The sequence below is a fragment of the Evansella clarkii genome (assembly GCF_002019695.1).
Lineage (GTDB): Bacteria > Bacillota > Bacilli > Bacillales > Salisediminibacteriaceae > Evansella > Evansella clarkii.
Map to the genome: position 1 here is coordinate 2600269 of NZ_KV917376.1, position 19839 is coordinate 2620107.

Consider the following 19839-nt stretch of genomic DNA (forward strand, 5'->3'; position numbering starts at 1 on the left):
ATGCATGGGAGGTGAGGGGAGAGGATTATACAAAAAGCCCCATCTTTATTAACTGTTCATAATTCCCAGGACCGTGTTTGACAGCTTTAGAAGTTACGCCTTCTGTCTTAAACCCAAGATTTTCATAAAGAGAAATGGCATGTTTGTTCGTTTCAAGCACTTCCAGTTCAATTTTTTCAAATACATGATATCGTTTATTCCATTTTAGTGCAGATTCCATCATTCCCCGTCCAACTCCCATAGCCCTGTGGCTTTTTGCAACAATAATCCCCAGAGTTCCTCTGTGTATGGTCTTTGCCAGACCTTCAGGTTCGATCGTTAATATACCGATACAGTCGCCGCTATGTTCAGCCAGTATGGAAAGAGCTTGCGGAAAATGGAGAAAGCTTTCATTTTTTAACGCCTGGTCCTCTGGAGTCATTTGAAAATCAGACAGAATCATAATTAGTCCATTATTCTGTTCCTGCAGTATGTCTTTAGTAAGCCGGTGCATTTTTAATCCGTCTTCTCTTCTTGAAGTACGTATATTAACAGCTCCCCCGCCTTTAATAAGTAAACTGGTTGGGTCCATGTATCCCATTTTTCAGTCCTCCTTCTGCAGCCATATTCCAGCCTATGCGAAAAACAGGAGTTTGTTCTGGGTTATCTACACAGTGTCTGGGGATTTAACTGTAACGGCAGAAGAACCAGGAGAAAGTCACATTTTCCTTCTGTGGTCATACTATGAATCAGTGAGCAGCAGCTGTTTGCTTAATTATTCAATGTCTGAATCTGCAGATACATGCTTTGTATAATTGAATTCATTGCGGCAATGGTCGTGATTGTCTTTTATAAGGCAAAATAATGCAGGGCAACAGAACTTTTTTGTAAGTATCAATGCAGTTATGAAAGGAGAGCATAAGTTGACTTGTAAATGTGGTGCAAACAAAACTAAAGCAGGAACTATGGCGCATGGGCAGCAAAATGTAGCAGGGGTACAGCAATTTCCGGGGCACAGCCATCATGAGATGATGGCAAATCATCAATTCAGCCAGGGTCATGGACCGGGGCAATATGAAATGCAGCAGTACTTTATGCCCCAAATGAACCACCACCCCGGAATGCAGCCTGGACACCAGCCAGATTATCATCATGTTCATCAGCAGCATGGGGGAGCAGGAATGCATCCCCAGCAGCATGGGGGTGTACCATATGGATATGGGGGGATGCCTGCCGGACAGCAAATGATGCATGGAGGTGCTCCGATGCATCAAGCCCCCTTCCCGATGCATGGCGGGGGCCCAGGAGGGGCACTTCCATACCCGGGACATCAGCAGTACGGGGTTCCGGGAGGATACGGTGGAGGCCAGCCAGGAGGTCAGTATGCTATGCCTGGCAGCCACCATACCCAGCAGCATAGCCACTATGGAGGAATGCCTGACCAGCACCAAAGCTTTGGACCAGGGATGACTGAAAGCCCTATGCAGTTCAATGGTTATATGCCGGCGGATGACGATGACTTTTAAAATCCCTCTTTCTTCCTCTTAAAACACATGAAAAAAGCTGCTGAGATTTTGTTTCAGCAGCTTTTTTATATTCAAGTTAAGGAGTTGCCTCTGTCAGAGGAATATGAAATAAAGTGTTCATTTCTGGTATATAGGCAGATGTTCTGTCAATGACAAACTCTGCCGGTAAAGAAACAGGGTATGCAAATGTTACTTCAATGAAAGATCCTGTACCGTCCGTTTTACTCGAAGTATGTACAGGATATACATAATTTCCATCCTTGATCATGCGATAGCTGTATGAAAGGTTTCGGGCTTTCTTTTCCGGATGATTATCAATCAGATGGAAAGAAATAGTTGTTTCCTCAGCTGTAATGTTTTTCATTTCAATTTCTCCTGCAGTAATAGTGTCGTGGAAGTTCGTCTCTATTCTAAATACATAACCATGTTCAAATACAGCGGGGTAGACAGTTAGTGGAACATAAAGGGTTGTATTCTTCCCGCTGGGGGCTGGGCTAAGCTGGATATGCACAAATATAAGCTCTCCGTTTTGAGCCCTGTCTGCTGGAACGATTTCCATATTTGTCACTTTATAAGGGATATTTTCAGTATCAAATATATAGGGAGGAAAACTATAGTGGAAATCCTCGCCGGCTGCCGGAAGGCCATGTTCGTTTTCAGCAGCAAATATAAGCTCTATCTTCCCGTCTTTTATATCGGTGTCCATCAGCTCGATATGAAGAGGAGGCTTTTGGAAGCGATGAACCTCCTTTGAAGGTAAATCTGCATTTTTACCTTGAGCTCCCTCTCCGGAAGAGCAGGAGATTAGTAATAATAAATTCATCAGAGTGAACATAGGCAGGAGGAATTTCATAATTATCGACTCTCTTTTTAAAGCGTTTAGTTATATATTACTGGAATCGGTGGCTGGTGGAAATGATTTTCTGTAAAAAAGAGGCACCAGCCCAAGCCTGTGCAGGGATGAATGCCTCTCCATTTTTTATTTACTGGGTCTGGCCCAGACTCTGTACATTAATTCAATTCTTTATATTGGCTGTCCGGAAATCTTTTCATTTGCTCCAACAAATGATTCAAGTTTCTTTTTAGGTTTTGTCCAGTATTGTTCGTTCCCAGGAAGATCATCAAACCAGGCCGCATCTTTCGGGCAGTCGAGCACCATAAACTTCCCGTATTCATTATCTCTTGACTGGTGATATTTCAGGTAAGCCTTACCATCTTCAATAGCAAGAATTTCAATCTTACCGGAAGTATGGCTCATAGAGAGGCGAACCCGCTTTCCTAGTCCGCTCGTTTTAGCTTTAGCAGCTTCTACAGCGTTATATGCTTCTTCAAGAGTAAGAACGAAATCGTTGTTGCCGGCAACTGGGCGGTTGATGAAGAAGTAGTATGGCGTAACACCAGCCCATGAAAGTTTATCAAGGAGCTCTGCAAGCACTTCAGGATCGTCATTAATGCCTTTAAGAACCGGCGTCTGATTTACTACGATTGCTCCAGCTTTATGCAGAGCATCGAAGCCTTTTTTCGCTTCTTCCGTGATTTCAACCGGGTGATTAATATGCGCCATAACGTAGATACGTTGTTCCGGAGTAGAATATTCGCTGATCAGCTTAAGAAGTTCTTCATCCTCGTAAATTCTCATTGGATTAAACACTGGCATTTTAGAGCCAAGGCGAATGATTTTTACATGAGGGATTTCCCTTAGCTGTTCAATAATGCCCCGTAATTTTTTTGTGGCGAGAATGAGAGAATCTCCACCAGTAAGCAGCACATTGTTTATTTCAGGGTGCTCTTTAATGTAGTCAATTCCTGGCTGTACATCGGCCATTGCTTCTTTAATATCATTGCGGAATAGACGCTTGCGGAAACAGTAACGGCAGTATGCACCACAAACTTCAGACACAATCAGCAAAGCTGTAGTAGCATATTTATGCTGACAGCCTGGAGCTGCATAGTTCGTGTCTTCATCGGAAGCATCCCAACGGCCATATTCTTCAAGTTCCCCCTCGTTAGGAATAACGAGTTTGCGGATTGGATCGTTCGGATTATTCCAATCAATTAAATTTAAATAATAGTCGTTTACACGGAAAACAAACTTGTTTGTAATCTGCTTTAGTTTCTCCCGCTCTTCTTCTGGTATCTGCGTTAACTTGTCGATGTTCATGATGTACTTCGGCTGTGCCATATAAATCCCCTCCAAAATCGGTTTAAAAAATATTCAGTTTATTTCATTATAACAATGAATGTTAAATTTGGTCAAAAACGGAGGAAATAATCTATTTAAGAAGATTAGTGAAGGAAATCCTCCAAATTACTCCCGGTTTTTTCAGTTTAGGAGAATTTAGATTTTTTCTTTTAAAATATGCATTTTACCCTTTCTAATTGGGTAACAGTATCATAGAATGAAATAAATACTCCAAAAATATGAAGGAATGAAGGAAAGGGGAATGTAAGTAAAAATGGCCATCAGGAAAGTTGACGATCACCCGTATATCAAATATGGGAACAAAACAAAAAGATCCTATGAAGAAATGAGAAAAGCGGAGGACTTTTTACCAGGTGGAGTTACTGCAAATATAAAACACTTTGACCCTTATCCTATTGTCATGAAAAAGGGAAAGGGAGCGGTTGTGGAGGATGTGGATGGCAACGAGTATGTAGATTATTTAATGGGATATGGAGCTCTTGCTTCCGGCCACGGTCATCCTGAAATAAAGAAGGCAGTGGCAGATCAGATGGAGACGGACGGTACATTTTTATTTGGCACCCCTCATGCACTGGAAGCAGCCTTTGCTGAGAAGCTCCAGTTTCATTATCCGTCTATGGAAAGACTAAGATACACTAATTCAGGTACAGAGGCAACGCTTCTGGCAGTCAGGCTTGCGAATGCGTTTACCGGCAGGAAAAGGATTGCGAAATTCGAAGGACATTACCACGGTGGCTATAACGAAGTGCTGTACAGTATTAATCCACCTGAATCAGAAGCCGGGGAGGAAGATAATCCAAAGGCGGTTCCTGAGTCGGCAGGTCTCGATTTATTTGGAGAACATAAGCCGCTTATTCTTCCATTCAATAATATTAAAGCCACAGAAAAACTGATTAAAAAATATAAATCGGAGCTTGCAGCGGTTATAATTGAACCGGTGCAGGGAGGCTTTATTCCGGCAGAAAAGAAATTTATGAAAAAATTAAGGGAAATTACTGAGAAAAATAATATTGTACTCATCTTTGATGAAGTAAAAACAGGGTTTCGGACAGCACTTGGAGGCGGCCAGGAGTTATACGATGTGAAACCGGATATAACCACTCTTGGAAAAGTCATTGGGGGAGGATTCCCGATCGGTGTAGTCGGGGGACGAAAGGATATTATAAACATCAGCCGGCCAAAGCCATCTGGAGATGTATTTGATGCAGGGCATGGAAAAAAGTCCGCCTCAAAGGAAGTACTGTTCCACAGCGGTACGTATAATGGGCATCCTACCATTCTTGCAGCCGGTCTGGCTACGATTAATCTCCTCGAAAGGGAATTTAATTCCGTAGTGGAGCATACAAAAAGACTGAGGGAAGGAATAGAGTCTGCAGGGAAAAAAGCCGGAGTTCCTTTAAGAACAGTTGGCCTGGGAACGATTTTTAGTGTAGTATGTACCCGAGAGGAAAAGATCAGAAATTACAGAGATCTTCAGAAAACAAACTTAGAACTGCGGAAAGAAATGGACTTTCATCTCCTGAACGAAGGTATTTACACTAAACCGCTTAATCGTTACAGCATATCTACAGCACACGGGGAGAGAGAACTGGAAGCAACTTTAAAGGCCTATGAAACTGTTTTAACTGAACGTTTAGGGGGTTAGAAGGTTAAAAGGGGGAGGTATATTGCTCGAAAGTGATGTTTACCGGAGAATAATCGAAAACAGGGATAAAATGAGTAAATCCCACAAAAAGATCGCTAACTATCTTATAGAAAATAATGAAACCGCTCCGTTTTTAACCGCTTCCAGACTGGCCAAAAACGTGGGGGTAGGGGAAGCTACGGTTATCCGCTTTGCTTTTTTTCTTAATTACAAAGGGTATCCTGATTTACAAAGACATATGCAGGAAGCCTTGCAGAGAAAGATGACATCAGCAGAGGTACTCGCCCGTACTACTGACGAGAATGAAAAAACGGAACATGTTGTCACTGAAATTTTAAATGATGATATACAAAATTTACGAACTACATTGAGACAGGTGGATCCGGAAGTATTTGAGAAAGTAGTCAGGCAGATGATAGAAGCAAAGCGGATATACATTATTGCATACCGCAGCGCTACAAGCGTTGGGGCATTCCTGGAATTTTATCTTGATCTTGTATTGCAGAACACTGAACTAATACGCCAGGCTGACGGGGTATCAGAACATCTTCTGGATATAACCGAGGAAGACCTTGTAATCGGGTTTGGGTTTTCACGATACACCAAGCGGACAGTTGAGGTATTAAAGTATGTAAAACAACATAATGCAAAAACAGTGGTAATAACTGATCATTTAATGAGTCCCCTTGTCCCGTATGGGGACATGAAGATCATTGCCTCTACGGAGATAAATTCATTTATTGATTCCTTTTCAGCTCCTATGAGTATAGTCAGTGCTTTGATCACTGCTTTGACGCGTTCAGAACATAAAAAGGTTGAAAAACGACTAAAGGAACTGGAAGACCTGTGGGAAACTTTCGATGTGTTTTATGACTGAGTGGCTGTGCTTTCTAACGGGGAAGGGACAAATCTAGCTAAAAATGAATTATAAAAGGTTCCTAACATCAAAAATTGATGTTAGGAACCTTTTTTGTTGGATATTTCGTGATTTATTGTCCCATTAACAACAAAGTTACAGAGCATAAAAGGAAAGAGAGACACCCATCCAAACTTTTTGGCATGAGTGCCTCTCTATTTTTATTTAATGGGTTTTGTCCCAGCCTCGTTTTTCTTTTTAAGGTATTCACCCTTTTGATTTAAGCTGTTTGCGGATCGTTCTTTTCATCGCGCTTTTTTCGCATACGCTGGAAAAGGCCTATAGCGATCAGCAGTGCAAGGCCAGTTAGCTCAACCGGGAGATTTTCCGGAATAATGAGCATAATACCACCGGCCAGAAGAAGGATTCGTTCAAACCAGTATGGTTTGTATACGAAATAATTCATCATGGCGGCACTTACTGCGGCCATACCTATAAGCGCGGTTATTATTACCGGAATCAATGTCAATGCTGTTGCACCCTGGAGTACGAGAACAGGGTTGTAAACAAAGACGTAAGGAATTATGAAACCGGCAATTGCGAGCTTGAAGGCGGTGACACCTGCTTTCATCGGGTTTGCTCTTGCAATCCCGGCACCTGCATAAGCTGCGAGACAAACAGGCGGCGTAATATCAGCGATAATTCCAAAATAGAATACAAAGAAGTGAGCTGCTACTTCAGGCACTCCATAAGCAATTAACGCAGGAGCTGCCATTGAAGCTGTTACAACGTAGTTTGCAGTTGTAGGAAGCCCCATACCAAGCAGTATACATGCGATCATCGTAAAGAACAGAAGCAGGAACAGATTATCCCCTGCAAGATTCAGGAGTCCTCCGGCTATTTTGCCTCCGAGTCCTGTAAATACTACGATACCAACAATGATACCGGCAGAGGCACAGGCAGCGATAACAGGAAGTGCAACTCGTGCACCCTGTTCAAGTGCATTGATCATATCCCGCGGTGTCATTCTTGTATCTTTTCTGAAGAAAGAAATAACAAAAGCTGTTGCGATACCAGTCAGCGCGGCAGTCGTAGGTGTAAATCCGCTGACAAGCATATATACGATTGTGACGAGGGGAAGAAGCAGGTCAATCCGCTTAAGCAATCCCTTCATAGTCGGAAGCTGGCTTTTCGGCAAACCGGTAATTCCCTGTTTTTTTGCTTCGAAATGAGTTCCGATAAATACGCTGGCAAAGTAAAGTAAAGCAGGAATAATACCGATGATAATAATGTCACTGTATGAAACACTGGATACATACTCTGCCATAATAAACGCGGCAGCACCCATAATCGGAGGCATGATCTGTCCCCCTGTAGATGCTGATGCTTCTGTAGCGGCGGCAAACTCAGGTTTGAAGCGTGCCCGTTTCATCATTGGGATCGTAAATGAACCTGATGCTACGGTATTTGCCACCGAGCTTCCAGTTACTGTCCCCTGCATTGCAGAGGCAACAACCGCTGCTTTCGCGGTTCCTCCTGTATATCTTCCTGTCGCTCCAAAGGCAAGGTCGTTAAAATACTGTCCGACCCCTGTTTTCGTAAGCATGACTCCGAAGAAAAGGAATAAGTAAATATATGTTGACGAAATCTGAATTGGTGTTCCAAAAATAGCGTCGGAAGAATAGAACAATCTTCTGGCTAAGCCTGACCAATCGAAGCCACCATGGCCAAAGTACGGTATGTTTGTACCATAAAGTCCATAGAGAATCGCTAGTCCTGCTATAATAACGATTGGTATTCCGACTGCGCGGCGGGTTGCTTCCAGGAGCAAAATGATTCCGATTGTTGCCACAACAATATCTATTGTTTCAAAACCAAGAATTCTTGCCGGGCCGGTAATCCATTCATATCTGAACAGTATATAATAAATAGACCCCATTGACATGAATGCAAGGACGACATCATACCAGGGAACACCCTTCTTTTTAATCCCTGTTTTTCTTGCTGGATATAATAAGAAAATAAGGCCTAAGGCAGTACCTAAATGTACAGCGCCCTGAAGCAGAAATACGAGAGGCCCATTTGTCGGAAGAGCTCTCCACAAGTGAAAGACAGTAAGAGAGATTGCTAGAAATGCTACAACCCAGCCCCATTTACCGAGATTCTGCCTGTATGCAGATTCTTTATCGTATTTGGCAAGAAGTTCATCCGGGTTTCCTCCGGTTGCCGGTTCTTTTTCTTTCATAAGTTCACCACCCTGAAATCACTGGATAATATAAATCGACGAAAAAGTAGGAGGCTGCTGTCCTGCGTTTTCGTCGAGCTTCCGCCTTTACTTAGCCTGGAATATTCCTGCGACTAAAACGCGGATAAAAAGTTACTTGGTTATTTTAAACGATACACTCTGTCATTGCATATATTAAGTAATATTCCTGTTACTGAAAGGAAAGACATAATAACTTTAGTATGTATTGTCCTTTCTCAAAATATTACAGGAAATTCCTTGGTCCTGTATCGTTTATCCCAAATTTTTCTTAAAAAAAGGCCGGACGCTGCGTGGAGGTCCGGCCTCAAAAACTGAAAGGTCTCTTAAATTATTCTAACAGGCCTTCTTCTTCAAAATATCTTTCTGCACCAGGATGCAGCGGAAGACCTTCAGAACCATTCATTGCGTTCTCTTTTGTTAAGTGAGCGCCTTGTGCGTGGGAGATATCTCCACTGTTTTCGAACAGAGCTCTTGTGATTTCATATCCAAGGTCTTCATCGATTGTGTCAGTAGAGCCAACGAGAATCGCATAGGCAGTGATTGCCTGCACAGGCTCATCCATGAAGTCATATGAATCAGCTGGAATTTCCATTCTCTCGTATCCGCTGTTAGCTTCGATTTCGTCAAGAGCTTCTTCAGAGAGTGTCAGAAGTTCAATATCACGCTGAAGTGATAATTCTTCAATGTTACCAGCTGGTAAACCTAAAAGACCGAATGAAGCATCAAGGTTACCGTCCTGAAGACGTCCGGCAGCGTCACCGAAACCTTCTTCAAAAGCAGTATAGTCTCCATCTTCGAGTCCATATGCTTCAAGAATCAGACGGGCAGCAGCCTGTGTACCTGATCCAGGAGGTCCGATAGCAATGTTAGAACCCTCAAGGTCAGCTACAGACTCAATACCTGCATCAGCACGTACTACAATCTGCATAACCTCCGGATAAATATGGCCCATAAAGCCAAAGTTATCAACTGAAAGGCCAAGTTCTTCGAAATCGCCTGTTCCGTCAAGAGCGTCACGTGCAGGAATATGAACTGTCATGCCAAGCTCAAGTTCTCCCTGATAAATAGATGCGAGGTTTTCAACAGATGCACCTGTTGAAACAGCACTCAGGTCAAATCCATCGAAACCTTCAATATTAGCGTTAATTACATTAGCCATTTCCTGGCCTAACGGATAATAAGTACCTCCAGTACTACCAGTACCGAGCTGAAGATTTCCTATGTTTGCGTCTGAAGCAGCACCGTCATTTGCTTCATTGTCATCGTTGCCGTTATCAGCAGCATTGTCGTTGTCTGCGTTGTCCACTGTGTTGTTGTCATTTCCTACGTTTGCGTCGTTGCCGTCGTTACCGTTACCATCGCCGCAGGCAGCCAGCAGAAGACTTCCAGTAAGAATCAGTGCAGAAATTGAATAAGCCTTTTTCTTCATTCTTTTACCCCCTGTTTACTAGAATTTAAGATAGCACCAGCAATTGTAAAAAAGCAGGTACTTGATTTTATTTAAGCAAAAAAGAAATAGATTGTCAAAACTAATAGTTCTACATATTTTTCATGGAGTGTTATCCCGGGGAGGCAGGCGGGTATGTGCTATAATATAACTTATTTTAATGAAGGCTGGTGAAAAATATGCTTTTTACACGTAAATATTACCGTTTTCTCGTCGCAACAATATTTGTTCTTCTTATCATCTACCTTGCAACACTTGTGCCGTTTATTTTCCAGCCTTTAGTAATCATCTTTCAGACGTTATTTATTCCGTTCCTGATAGCGGGAGTACTGTTTTATTTGCTGAGGCCGATAGTTTCATTTTTACATAAACATAAATTTCCCAAGCCTCTGGCGATTCTGACTATCTTTCTCGCCCTGATCGGAATAATTACCGGGCTTGTGTTCCTTGTCGGTCCAACACTGCAGGAACAGGTGATGAACCTTGTAGACAACCTGCCGGGGCTGATTAATGAACTGAATCAAATGCTTGTTCAGGCTCAGAATCATCCATGGGTAGAACAATTCCAGGAAACGGATAACTTCTCACTTGAAGATATAGGTGACTTTATTACAGAGAATGTGGCAAATGCAGCAGAATTCATTGGGAGCAATATTGCTGCCTTTATTGGAGCAGTAGCAAATGCTCTCATTGCAGCGGTTGTCATACCATTTATTTTGTTTTTCCTGCTTAAGGATGGACATAAGGCGCCGGAGCAGGTGCTCCGTTTTCTTCCGGAAAAGCAGAGGAAAGAAGGAAGGTCTATTGTAGAAGATATGGACGGAGCGTTAAGTGCATATATTCAGGGACAAATTATAGTAAGTTTTTGTGTAGGGGTTCTGATGTATATCGCGTTTCTTATTATAGGCCTTGAATATTCATTAATATTGGCTCTTGTAGCTATGTTTACGAATGTTATTCCGTTCATTGGTCCTTGGATCGGTGCCATACCGGCTGCTATCGTAGCATTTATTGATTCACCAGTAACTTTTCTGTGGGTAGTCCTTGCAATTGTTATCGTCCAGCAGATTGAGAGCAATCTGATCTCCCCGCAGGTAATGGGAAAGAAACTGCATCTCCATCCATTGACAGTTATTCTTCTCCTTCTCGTAGCGGGACGTTTTGGCGGTCTTCTTGCAATGATCCTCGCCATTCCCACATATGCAGTATCAAAGGTAATTGTTAGTCATATGTACCGGCTGTTTAAGCTTCGGGAAAAACTTGATGAAGAACTAAACGGAGATAAAAAATAATTAGGTTAAATGGACCGGAGATTTTACATGATGAATGAATTAGGTGTAAAATACAGTATCATCATGTAAGAGGTGAGATAATATTATGCCATATGAACTCGAAGGTGTTAACCAGGTAGAGACAGAGGAACTGAAAGAAATACTTGAGAACGATGATAATGAAAAAGTCATTCTTGATGTGAGGGAACCGGAAGAGTATGAAGCTGGCCATATTCCCGGCATTCCATTAGTTCCAATGCATACAATTCCTGAGCTTGTTGAAGCTTTCCGTGAGGATAAAGAATATGTTTTGATCTGCAGAAGCGGTAACAGGTCTCAGAAAGTATCGTTATTTCTTAAGGCTAATGGGATTGAGAGAGTGACAAATTTTAATGGAGGGATGCTTTCCTGGGATGGAGACATTAAAGCAGGGAAAGAACATCACCTCAAAAGTGAAAAAGAACTGACCGAATGGAAAAAGTAGATGCGTTTTCAGACCCCTTGTTTAAAACAAGGGGTTTTTTATTTTCACAAAACGGTAATAGTATCACCAACGACACGATAAGTCAACATAAAAATTTACCAGAGTAAACAATTCAATTTTACAAGGAGGAATAATAATGCTTTGGACAGTTGTAGGGATAATTATAATATTATGGCTATTAGGATTCAGTTTTGAAATTGGCGGAGGACTAATTCATATTCTGCTCGTGATCGCGTTGATCGTAGCTATTTTCAATCTTGTTTCAGGCCGGCGTGCATAACGGTTCAGACAAACAGCAAGAGGGGACAGGATCCCCTCTTTATTTTTTGAACAGAGCGACCGGGGCTGTCTTCATTAAAACATTAAACATAGCAGAAAATTATTACTGTTTATACAGTAAAGAATAAGGGAAGGTAATAAAAAACCTTCATTAATAAAGGGAGGATTACTGGTGAATTCTAAAAAAATATTTACCTCAACAGCAGTGGCCACAGCGGTGGCAGCAGGAACATATTTTCTTGGAAAGGAAGAAAACCGGGAAAAGATTATGCATAATCTTAATAGAGTAAAATCGAAGTTATCAAACAGTACGAAAGAAGACTATCAATCATATTATGACGAAAAGATGGGATACTCTGACCCGGAGGATATTTCTGATAATAAAATGGTTGGCGAAGGATCAACTTATGCAGTTAAATATTATAATGAGAAGGAACAGGGAAACGAGGATGAGAAAGAGGAGCCATCATAATCCATGATGGTTTTCTTTTTGGCACAGGTTTTCCCAGTCCTCCTGTTCGTGGGTATAAATTTCAGCGAATCTCAGGCTGGGTGTCTGAGGCCAGCAGAATATTTTTTATAGTAAATACTCATTTTAAGAAAACATACTAATTTTATGAGAAATACATAAACCATTCAATTGCAGCTTTTATACAGAGAGGAGAAAGACTAAGAAATGCAGAACTATTTGAAGAACATAGATATACTGGAAGAAGGAAAAAAATTCGCAGTTGCAGTCTGCAGTGCTTTGCTGCTTGCCCTGAGTCTTAATCTGTTTCTTATTCCGGCTAATGTATTTGCCAGTGGCTTTACAGGTGTAGCTCAGATTCTATCCGAACTTACAATGCTTTCCCCGGGGCTGCTGCTCCTCCTCCTGAATATTCCTGTTGCCATACTCGGGTGGATGAAAGTGGGAAAAAGCTTTACATTTTACAGTTTTGTAAATGTTGCGTTTACGACCTTTTTTCTTGAAGCTCTGCCTGTTATTAATATTTCACAGGATATTATTTTAAATTCCGTTTTTGGAGGAGTGCTTGGAGGTATGGGCGCCGGGCTCGTGCTTAAATTCGGGGGATCTTCGGGAGGCGTTGACATCCTGGTGCTGTTACTGGCACGTAAAAGCGACAGGCCGCTTGGGATATATTTCTTTATTTTAAATGCAATGATCGTTTTAACTTCCGGAGCTATGTTCGGGATGGAAATTGCTCTTTATACATTACTTACTCTTTACGTGAGCTCACGCCTTATTGATGCTCTCCACACCCGGCATGTCAAGCTGACTGCGATGGTAGTCACTAATAAAGGAGATGAAGTTCAGGAAGCTCTCCACAAAAATATTACAAGAGGTGTTACGAGGATACCTGCTAAAGGGGGATATTCAAAGGAAGACAAAGAGGTCCTTATGATAGTGATTACGAGATACGAACTGTATCTGCTGCATCAGATTGTAAACGAAGCCGACCCTGCAGCCTTTACGAACATTGTACAGACAACCGGAGTGTTCGGTATGTTCAGAAAAGATCAATAGACTGAAACTAAATGGCAAAGGCTGCCGTCTCACATTGTAAAGGACAGGGAGGTAATTGGATGAAAGCTTTCAGCGCTATACTGGTAATGAGCCTGGTATTTCTTTTTGCCGCGGCGGCATGTGGGACAGGAGATGAGAATACTGGGTCACAGCCTTCGGGAAATGAACCGGCTGGTGAAGAAAATAATAACAATGATTCTGTGAATAATGAAGAAAATTCAGGAGAGGGGGAAGCACCTGTGGAAGCTGAGGGATTAAGTTTTAATACGGTTGTGCAGGCAGAAGAAGACACTTTGCTTGTTACAATGGAGATTACTAACAATTCCGAAGAAACGAAACGAGTTGATTTTTCTTCGGGGCAGCAGTTTGATGTCCTGGTCAGGGACGAATCAGGTAATCAGATTTACCATTATGCAGAGGGGAAAATGTTTACACAAGCGCTCATAACTGAAGAGATTGGACCAGGAGAAACACTGACGTTCCAGGATGAGGCTGTTTCGGAACAATTTCCTGCGGCTGAAAGCCTGACAGTGGAAACTACCCTGCTCGTATACGCAGTTGACGGAAAAGAAATCGGAAAAGGAACATACAGCCAGTCAGTCAATATAGAGTGAAACTTCAATCAGCGGGGCATCCCGCCTGACGAATACCTTCAAAACCTCACATTGTTTTATCAATGTGAGGTTCTTTTCCTGTTCAGGAAACTACATTGCACAACGTCCAATTCAGGCAATGGGCGTGACTCCGTATGTTTTAAGCTCTCCCAGAGTATATAAATAGGTTGCACGGAGGTAGTGCAAGAGCAACTTCCCTCCCTTCAAAGAGAGGAAATGGTGAACTCAAGTAGTGCAAGAGCGTCTTGCATCCCTTCAAAGAGAGGAAATGATGAACTCAAGTGGTGCAAGAGCATCTTGCATCCGTTGAAAGAGAGGAAAGGGTGAACTCAAGTAGTGCAAGAGGGTCTTGCATCCCTTCAAAGAGAGGAAAGGGTGAACTCAAGTGGTGCAAGAGGATCTTGCATCCCTTCAAAGAGAGGAAATGATGAACTCAAGTGGTGCAAGAGGGTCTTGCATCCCTTCAAAGAGAGGAAATGATGAACTCAAGTAATGCAAGAGGGTCTTGCATCCCTTCAAAGAGAGGAAAGGGTGAACTCAAGTGGTGCAAGAGGGTCTTGCATCCCTTGAAAGAGAGGAAAGGGTGAACTCAAGTGGTGCAAGAACATCTTGCATCCGTTGAAAGAGAGGAAAGGGTAAACTCAAGTGGTGCAAGAGGGTCTTGCATCCCTTGAAAGAGAGGAAAGGGTGAACTCAAGTGGTGAAAGAGCATCTTGCATCCCTTCAAAGAGAGGAAATGATGAACTCAAGTAATGCAAGAGGATCTTGCATCCGTTGAAAGAGAGGAAAGGGTGAACTCAAGTGGTGCAAGAGGATCTTGCATCCCTTCAAAGAGAGGAAATGATGAACTCAAGTAATGCAAGAGGGTCTTGCATCCCTTCAAAGAGAGGAAAGGGTGAACTCAAGTGGTGAAAGAGCATCTTGCATCCCTTCAAAGAGAGGAAATGATGAACTCAAGTAATGCAAGAGGGTCTTGCATCCCTTCAAAGAGAGGAAAGGGTGAACTCAAGTGGTGAAAGAGCATCTTGCATCCCTTGAAAGAGAGGAAACAGAAACTCAAGTAGTGCAAGAGTAAAGTCGCCCCATTTATAAATAATACGAGTACTTACCCTTTTTGATTAAATTATAGTTTGTCCCCAAGACTTGTTGAATTACTTTTCTATGATACAAGTGATCGCACCAATGATCTAAGGCATGTACGTTTAGCAACCTATCTGGAAACAGTAGTTTCAGGTCTTTTGCCGCGTGGAGGATGCTTGATGTGTTTTGCTCCGTATGACCGCATGCGTTACATATCGTAGTATATCTGGTCACCGTCACATTCAGTGACATGCACTTCCTGCAAGTAACACCTTTTTGAAGATCATCATACCGGTATTCCGGAAGCCTTCCGTACGGTGAATCATATACATGCCTGCTTAAAAGGAATTGTCCCAGTCGTTGATGGCTTCCATTTAAATCAAAGGGGGCTTCAGTCAATTTTTTTAACAAAGAATTTAACTGTCCCGGGAAATATGCACACAGATCAAGCGGGGCATGGTACAAGGTGAAAAGGGGATTGGTGAAGACTAGGTAAGGTTCAATTTCCATCTTGATATTCCGTGAATGCAGGAGCGAACGGAGAAGGGTTTCACACCGTTTCAGTTGGTGAACCGGATTGGTTATTGCCTTGCCTGTCGATTTTCTGAACCAATCTCCATTTTTAATGTAATAATCGCCTTCAAGGTTTTTTACTTCAAAAAGATAGATGGTCTTTTGGGAGAGCAGCAAGGTGTCGATCTGGAAAGTGGTGTTATTTTGCTCAAAGAGGAGGTCGCAGAGGATAAGAGAGTTACTTGTTAAAGTTGCGAGCAATGAGTCCAGATAGCACTCGCCTACATAACCTTTTAATTTGCTTAAATAATAGTTGTTTGTTTCTTCAGGGAGTACGAAGCGGGAACGGAGGAGTTTAAGAAGGGTTAGTTCAAGTGGTTCGGTACGAGGTTTCAAAAAGTGAGGAGTCATGGCACATCCCCTTTCAGATATTTATATTTAAGATAAACCAGCCTGGCTAAAAAGACAAGTTCAAAATATCGGTGCATGATTTCACACGCGAAAATTAAGTGCCCAAAATTCTGCTTATCCTAAAATACATGTGACTGTTGATGGCTCTGGCTGGTGTTAATTCACTTTTCCTTCGGTATGATAATATTTCAATACGAACTTGCCTCTATACTGAAACCCCTTAGCAGTTCCCCTGCTTCCCGGTGCCGTCTGTCAGGAATTTAATAGCTCTTCTGTATAAAAAACCATTCTTTTTTTATTGATGCCACATACGATATTTATAAGAAACACGAAAGGAGCGTGGTCATGAGCGAGAGTTGCTTTCAGGCAGATTTCCAGGATGTATTTATTGAGCTGCCCCGCCCGGCACTTAAGTCATTTATCCAGAAACTGCTGCAGGCACATTTCCGCATTTCCTGGCGGCATGATAAAAATACTGTTGAATTGGTAATCAAGTCTCCGGAAGGCCAGGTGTTGATACCAATTCAGCGTCCCAGTGACAAAATAACAGTCATTCAGCTAAATGAACTGAGCATCCGAATAGAGGACTTGGCAATTATCCTTGAAGAGCTGATAACAGAGACAAAGGGCAGAGCGATCGTAAAAACAGCAACTGGCGGCTGGATTTATGTAAGCTGTTTTGATAACGGAAAAATTGTATCAGTTATGAAAATCGGAGGAGGTGAAAAAGCTGAGATGGGGTCATACCGGACGGTTAAAAAAGACAGCAGTCCGATGGAAGGTGTCGACCCGGAGGTTAAATTATACATCATGACGGCACAAATCGACTATTTACTTATGGAGCTTGTGGATGCCCTGAAAGCGAAGGATAGTCTGGAAATTGCCCGAATTAAAAAGGAACTTACTTCCCTGTCTGAAAAAAGAGAGAAACTGCAGGTATTTATAAATGACAGGTAGTCATGTTGTAGGCTGCTTATATGGATAAACTCGGCAAAGCCGGGTTTTTTGTTGCAGTCTTTAAACCGCCCATTAAGCCAGCTTCCCTGGGTAAAAAAAGGATTAATTAATACATAAAGGACCGACTTTCATATATAGGTTTTGAATAAAAAAGATGAAACATTACTTTTCCGATTGCAGCTTAAGACGGGGACTGTCTCTTCCTCTGCTCCTGCGGTTACTCGTCGCAAAAGAGTTTTGCCAGCTTAGCTACTTATAATATCTCGAGAAAACTCGATGTATTGGCGGTGAAGAAGATGCTCGTTCCGGCGGGAAAAGCACGAGCTGAAAATCCATTTTTGACGGCGCTCAGCCGGCAAAAATTAGTTGAAGCGGTGCCCGCAGAAAGCGTCCGTCTGAAGCGTAAATCGAACAACGAAGTAAGATAATGTTCACATGAAATTTTTAACGATTGAATTATGAAACTAATCTAATCGTTAAAAATTTCGTTGAAGCATAGTTTTCAACGCTGACTTTTAATGTTTTATTTCAGCCTGATAAGGAAAGAGAATTATGAAATAAACATTGAGGGAGGCAACTATTATGTCTGTTAAAGTATTATTCCTTAACGGTACTCTGAAAAAAAGCCCGCAGGAATCAAATACGGAAGCTCTGATAAAGAAATCTGCTGATGTGTTCAGCAAAGAGGGGGCAGAAACAGAAGTCATTCGTCTTGTTGATTATAATATTGACTATGGAATTATGGAAGAAGACGAGGGAGACGATGAGTGGCTTGGTATCCATAACAAAATTATGGAGGCGGACATTCTCGTTATAGCCACGCCAATCTGGCTTGGTGAAAAAAGCAGCATTATAACCAAGGCACTGGAACGTCTTAACGGAGTAAGCAGCAAAACAAACAGCAAAGGCCAGTCTATCTTTTATAACAAAGCAGGAGGCGTAGTGGTAACTGGAAATGAAGACGGGGCCCAGTCAGTATCACGGTCAGTACTTTATTCTTTGTCTCAGCTGGGCTTTACCATTCCTCCTAATGTGGATACGTACTGGGTAGGAGAAGCAGGGCCAGGAGCTTCTTATATTGAGGGTGGTAAAGAAAATGATTTTACGAAACAGCAAGTCAGCATGATGTCATACAATCTGCTTCATTTTGCAAGAATGCTTAAAGACCATCCGATCCCCGCTGAAGGAAATACACTGGAATAAAACTACAGTCCATTCATTGGAGAATGGTATATAACTTCTCGCTTTTGTACTGTAATTTCGTTTGAAAATTACGCTGTACGTGATATGATAGCCGTAAATACATAAAGGAGGTGTATGTATGGCTATCGAAGTCAGAGGAGAACCAACACCTAATCCAAATGCAATGAAATTTACTGCAAACCAAGTGCTTTTTGAAGGCTCCGGAAGTGCTTCTTTTAAAAAAGGGGACGAGCCCGATCATCCTTTAGCAAAGGAACTTCTGTCTATTGACGGAGTGGATAATATCTTCGGATTTCAGGACTTTGTAACTGTAAACAAAGAAATGGGAGCCGACTGGGATTCGCTTCTTCCAAATATTGAAGAAGCATTTAACAAGGTTTACAATTAATCTTCCGAAAATGGCAGGGAATTGTTCTGTATAGCCGCGCTGCTATAAAGTGAGCGCAGAGAGACTATCCGAAGATTAATAAATACCGCTAATTAAGAAACGGCAAATCAGGTTTAGTCTGATGGCCGTTTTTTTCTGTTGCAGGAGCCTAAATTTGTCACAGTGGTTACAGATGGTTGAATGAACTGTGAAGACCGTGTGAACACTTATTGAAATGTGAGTAATATCACCCATGCACAGTTCCTTTTTAGTTAATATTAAGATAAGAAATCTATAGAAAGGAGCTGGAAACTATGTATAATTTCCACGGGTGTCTTACAAGCAGTTTTTCTAAGCCGGATAATTACTGTGAAGCGATTCGGCAGCTTCTCGAAGAACATCCATCTTTAACGAAGGAGATGGACCGGTTCCGTGAAACTGCTGCAATGCTGGCGTACAGCCCACAGCGGGAGGACCGGGACGAACTGGCCGGACAGCTCTGTATGCAAATAGAGAATTTCCATAAAAAAATATTTCTGCACGCCGAAAAAGAAGAGTATCTTTTTGATTTTGTAACAAAATATGTTGGAAACGGCTCCAGCCCTTTAACTGTAATGGAGAATGAGCGCCTGAAAGTAAAAGAGAGCCTGGATAAATTCTTCACTAAGTATTCTGAAGGTCCAGGGTTTACACCAGAAGATGTCAGAGAGCTGGCTTATATAGCAGCGGGGATATTTCACACGTTGACCGACCATTTCCTCAAAGAAGAAGAGATACTATTCCCATTTGCGGAAGGGCTTCTAAAAGATGAAGAAAAGCTCGCACTCCTTCAGAAATTCCACCATTCAACAGCCATATAATCAATAATCAAAAGCCAACGGAAACAAGATAAGCAGTCCCTTTTCGATGGAGAGATATAAGGAAAAAAACACAGACCAAACCATGGTCTGTGTTTTTTTCCTTATATTTCAACGATTGGTTGGAAATTGAGATTTGAATCAGCATACAAAACAGCAACAAATTATCTTATTACAAAGCTTTGTCATCATGTAAACTATAGGTGGATTTTGGACCATGTTCAAAAAAACAACAAAGCAGCAGATCCTCTAAATTGAGGAAGGAGCGCGCAGGGGAGGTGCTGCGGATCCTCCTTCCGCTAAATTCACGAATAGAGTGCGAGATGGAGGAATTAATGAGCCTCACAAGAAGC

At 42.0% G+C, this 19839-nt stretch carries 20 protein-coding genes; 14 read left to right on the forward strand and 6 right to left on the reverse strand.

The features are described 5' to 3' along the window. Nucleotides 1–25: 25 nt before the first annotated feature. On the reverse strand, nucleotides 26–580 hold the full coding sequence (locus tag BK582_RS11890) for a GNAT family N-acetyltransferase (RefSeq protein WP_078595247.1): 555 nt from the start codon (nucleotides 578–580) through the stop codon (nucleotides 26–28). Between the two features lie 322 nt (nucleotides 581–902). On the opposite strand from BK582_RS11890, the gene BK582_RS11895 reads away from it, so the two are divergent. Beyond that, nucleotides 903–1505, forward strand: a complete 603-nt coding sequence (locus BK582_RS11895) for a hypothetical protein (RefSeq protein ID WP_078595248.1) — start codon at nucleotides 903–905, stop codon at nucleotides 1503–1505. A gap of 76 nt (nucleotides 1506–1581) precedes the next feature. Here the strand turns inward: BK582_RS11895 and BK582_RS11900 are convergent, their stop codons facing one another. Further along, on the reverse strand, nucleotides 1582–2328 hold the full coding sequence (locus tag BK582_RS11900; RefSeq protein WP_169910980.1) for a hypothetical protein: 747 nt from the start codon (nucleotides 2326–2328) through the stop codon (nucleotides 1582–1584). A 201-nt stretch (nucleotides 2329–2529) separates the two neighbouring features. Beyond that, nucleotides 2530–3687, reverse strand: a complete 1158-nt coding sequence (locus BK582_RS11905) for a KamA family radical SAM protein (protein WP_078595250.1) — start codon at nucleotides 3685–3687, stop codon at nucleotides 2530–2532. A gap of 274 nt (nucleotides 3688–3961) precedes the next feature. On the opposite strand from BK582_RS11905, the gene BK582_RS11910 reads away from it, so the two are divergent. Next, nucleotides 3962–5353 (forward strand): aspartate aminotransferase family protein, encoded by a 1392-nt coding sequence (locus tag BK582_RS11910; RefSeq protein WP_078595251.1) that lies wholly within the window; start codon nucleotides 3962–3964, stop codon nucleotides 5351–5353. Between the two features lie 22 nt (nucleotides 5354–5375). Next, nucleotides 5376–6230, forward strand: coding sequence for a MurR/RpiR family transcriptional regulator (locus BK582_RS11915; protein WP_078595252.1), 855 nt, complete (start codon nucleotides 5376–5378; stop codon nucleotides 6228–6230). A gap of 259 nt (nucleotides 6231–6489) precedes the next feature. Here the strand turns inward: BK582_RS11915 and BK582_RS11920 are convergent, their stop codons facing one another. After that, nucleotides 6490–8454 (reverse strand): TRAP transporter permease, encoded by a 1965-nt coding sequence (locus BK582_RS11920; RefSeq protein WP_078595253.1) that lies wholly within the window; start codon nucleotides 8452–8454, stop codon nucleotides 6490–6492. 349 nt (nucleotides 8455–8803) lie between these two features. Further along, nucleotides 8804–9904, reverse strand: a complete 1101-nt coding sequence (locus tag BK582_RS11925) for a TAXI family TRAP transporter solute-binding subunit (protein WP_078595254.1) — start codon at nucleotides 9902–9904, stop codon at nucleotides 8804–8806. Nucleotides 9905–10101: 197 nt separating this feature from the next. On the opposite strand from BK582_RS11925, the gene BK582_RS11930 reads away from it, so the two are divergent. The 6 genes from BK582_RS11930 (at nucleotide 10102) to BK582_RS11950 (ending at nucleotide 14098) form a co-directional block, all read left to right on the forward strand. Continuing rightward, nucleotides 10102–11214 carry an AI-2E family transporter gene (locus BK582_RS11930; RefSeq protein ID WP_078595255.1) on the forward strand — a complete coding sequence of 371 codons (1113 nt, stop codon included), beginning with the start codon at nucleotides 10102–10104 and terminating at the stop codon, nucleotides 11212–11214. A gap of 85 nt (nucleotides 11215–11299) precedes the next feature. After that, nucleotides 11300–11677: a rhodanese-like domain-containing protein gene (locus BK582_RS11935; RefSeq protein ID WP_078595256.1), complete on the forward strand. Its 378-nt coding sequence runs from the start codon at nucleotides 11300–11302 to the stop codon at nucleotides 11675–11677. A 136-nt stretch (nucleotides 11678–11813) separates the two neighbouring features. Continuing rightward, on the forward strand, nucleotides 11814–11957 hold the full coding sequence (locus tag BK582_RS26485) for a lmo0937 family membrane protein (protein WP_134163553.1): 144 nt from the start codon (nucleotides 11814–11816) through the stop codon (nucleotides 11955–11957). A gap of 171 nt (nucleotides 11958–12128) precedes the next feature. Continuing rightward, entirely contained in the window at nucleotides 12129–12428 is a 300-nt protein-coding gene (locus BK582_RS11940; protein ID WP_078595257.1) for a hypothetical protein, read from the forward strand. Between the two features lie 204 nt (nucleotides 12429–12632). Beyond that, nucleotides 12633–13484 (forward strand): YitT family protein, encoded by an 852-nt coding sequence (locus BK582_RS11945; RefSeq protein WP_177344641.1) that lies wholly within the window; start codon nucleotides 12633–12635, stop codon nucleotides 13482–13484. Nucleotides 13485–13543: 59 nt separating this feature from the next. Next, nucleotides 13544–14098: a BsuPI-related putative proteinase inhibitor gene (locus BK582_RS11950; RefSeq protein ID WP_167553093.1), complete on the forward strand. Its 555-nt coding sequence runs from the start codon at nucleotides 13544–13546 to the stop codon at nucleotides 14096–14098. A 1086-nt stretch (nucleotides 14099–15184) separates the two neighbouring features. Here BK582_RS11950 and BK582_RS11955 read toward each other — a convergent pair. Further along, nucleotides 15185–16102 (reverse strand): nuclease-related domain-containing protein, encoded by a 918-nt coding sequence (locus BK582_RS11955; protein WP_078595259.1) that lies wholly within the window; start codon nucleotides 16100–16102, stop codon nucleotides 15185–15187. 345 nt (nucleotides 16103–16447) lie between these two features. Between BK582_RS11955 and BK582_RS11960 the strand changes: the two genes are divergently transcribed. The 5 genes from BK582_RS11960 to BK582_RS11975 all read left to right on the forward strand — a co-directional run bounded on the left by BK582_RS11960 (nucleotide 16448) and on the right by BK582_RS11975 (nucleotide 19489). Further along, nucleotides 16448–17059, forward strand: a complete 612-nt coding sequence (locus BK582_RS11960; protein ID WP_078595260.1) for a hypothetical protein — start codon at nucleotides 16448–16450, stop codon at nucleotides 17057–17059. Nucleotides 17060–17340: 281 nt separating this feature from the next. Then, nucleotides 17341–17487: a hypothetical protein gene (locus BK582_RS26975; protein WP_218190776.1), complete on the forward strand. Its 147-nt coding sequence runs from the start codon at nucleotides 17341–17343 to the stop codon at nucleotides 17485–17487. A gap of 154 nt (nucleotides 17488–17641) precedes the next feature. After that, nucleotides 17642–18262, forward strand: a complete 621-nt coding sequence (locus tag BK582_RS11965) for a flavodoxin family protein (RefSeq protein ID WP_078595261.1) — start codon at nucleotides 17642–17644, stop codon at nucleotides 18260–18262. 118 nt (nucleotides 18263–18380) lie between these two features. Then, on the forward strand, nucleotides 18381–18650 hold the full coding sequence (locus BK582_RS11970) for a NifU N-terminal domain-containing protein (protein ID WP_078595262.1): 270 nt from the start codon (nucleotides 18381–18383) through the stop codon (nucleotides 18648–18650). Between the two features lie 293 nt (nucleotides 18651–18943). Next, entirely contained in the window at nucleotides 18944–19489 is a 546-nt protein-coding gene (locus tag BK582_RS11975; protein WP_078595263.1) for a hemerythrin domain-containing protein, read from the forward strand. Nucleotides 19490–19839: the final 350 nt, after the last annotated feature.

What these genes read in the sequence shown, in the direction of transcription:
- BK582_RS11890 (WP_078595247.1), bottom strand. Translation starts at nt 580, where the DNA reads ATGGGATACATGGACCCAACCAGTTTACTTATTAAAGGCGGGGGAGCT.
- BK582_RS11900 (WP_169910980.1), bottom strand. Translation starts at nt 2,328, where the DNA reads ATGAATTTATTATTACTAATCTCCTGCTCTTCCGGAGAGGGAGCTCAA.
- BK582_RS11905 (WP_078595250.1), bottom strand. Translation starts at nt 3,687, where the DNA reads ATGGCACAGCCGAAGTACATCATGAACATCGACAAGTTAACGCAGATA.
- BK582_RS11910 (WP_078595251.1), top strand. Translation starts at nt 3,962, where the DNA reads ATGGCCATCAGGAAAGTTGACGATCACCCGTATATCAAATATGGGAAC.
- BK582_RS11920 (WP_078595253.1), bottom strand. Translation starts at nt 8,454, where the DNA reads ATGAAAGAAAAAGAACCGGCAACCGGAGGAAACCCGGATGAACTTCTT.
- BK582_RS11925 (WP_078595254.1), bottom strand. Translation starts at nt 9,904, where the DNA reads ATGAAGAAAAAGGCTTATTCAATTTCTGCACTGATTCTTACTGGAAGT.
- BK582_RS11930 (WP_078595255.1), top strand. Translation starts at nt 10,102, where the DNA reads ATGCTTTTTACACGTAAATATTACCGTTTTCTCGTCGCAACAATATTT.
- BK582_RS11935 (WP_078595256.1), top strand. Translation starts at nt 11,300, where the DNA reads ATGCCATATGAACTCGAAGGTGTTAACCAGGTAGAGACAGAGGAACTG.
- BK582_RS26485 (WP_134163553.1), top strand. Translation starts at nt 11,814, where the DNA reads ATGCTTTGGACAGTTGTAGGGATAATTATAATATTATGGCTATTAGGA.
- BK582_RS11945 (WP_177344641.1), top strand. Translation starts at nt 12,633, where the DNA reads ATGCAGAACTATTTGAAGAACATAGATATACTGGAAGAAGGAAAAAAA.
- BK582_RS11950 (WP_167553093.1), top strand. Translation starts at nt 13,544, where the DNA reads ATGAAAGCTTTCAGCGCTATACTGGTAATGAGCCTGGTATTTCTTTTT.
- BK582_RS11955 (WP_078595259.1), bottom strand. Translation starts at nt 16,102, where the DNA reads ATGACTCCTCACTTTTTGAAACCTCGTACCGAACCACTTGAACTAACC.
- BK582_RS11960 (WP_078595260.1), top strand. Translation starts at nt 16,448, where the DNA reads ATGAGCGAGAGTTGCTTTCAGGCAGATTTCCAGGATGTATTTATTGAG.
- BK582_RS11965 (WP_078595261.1), top strand. Translation starts at nt 17,642, where the DNA reads ATGTCTGTTAAAGTATTATTCCTTAACGGTACTCTGAAAAAAAGCCCG.
- BK582_RS11970 (WP_078595262.1), top strand. Translation starts at nt 18,381, where the DNA reads ATGGCTATCGAAGTCAGAGGAGAACCAACACCTAATCCAAATGCAATG.
- BK582_RS11975 (WP_078595263.1), top strand. Translation starts at nt 18,944, where the DNA reads ATGTATAATTTCCACGGGTGTCTTACAAGCAGTTTTTCTAAGCCGGAT.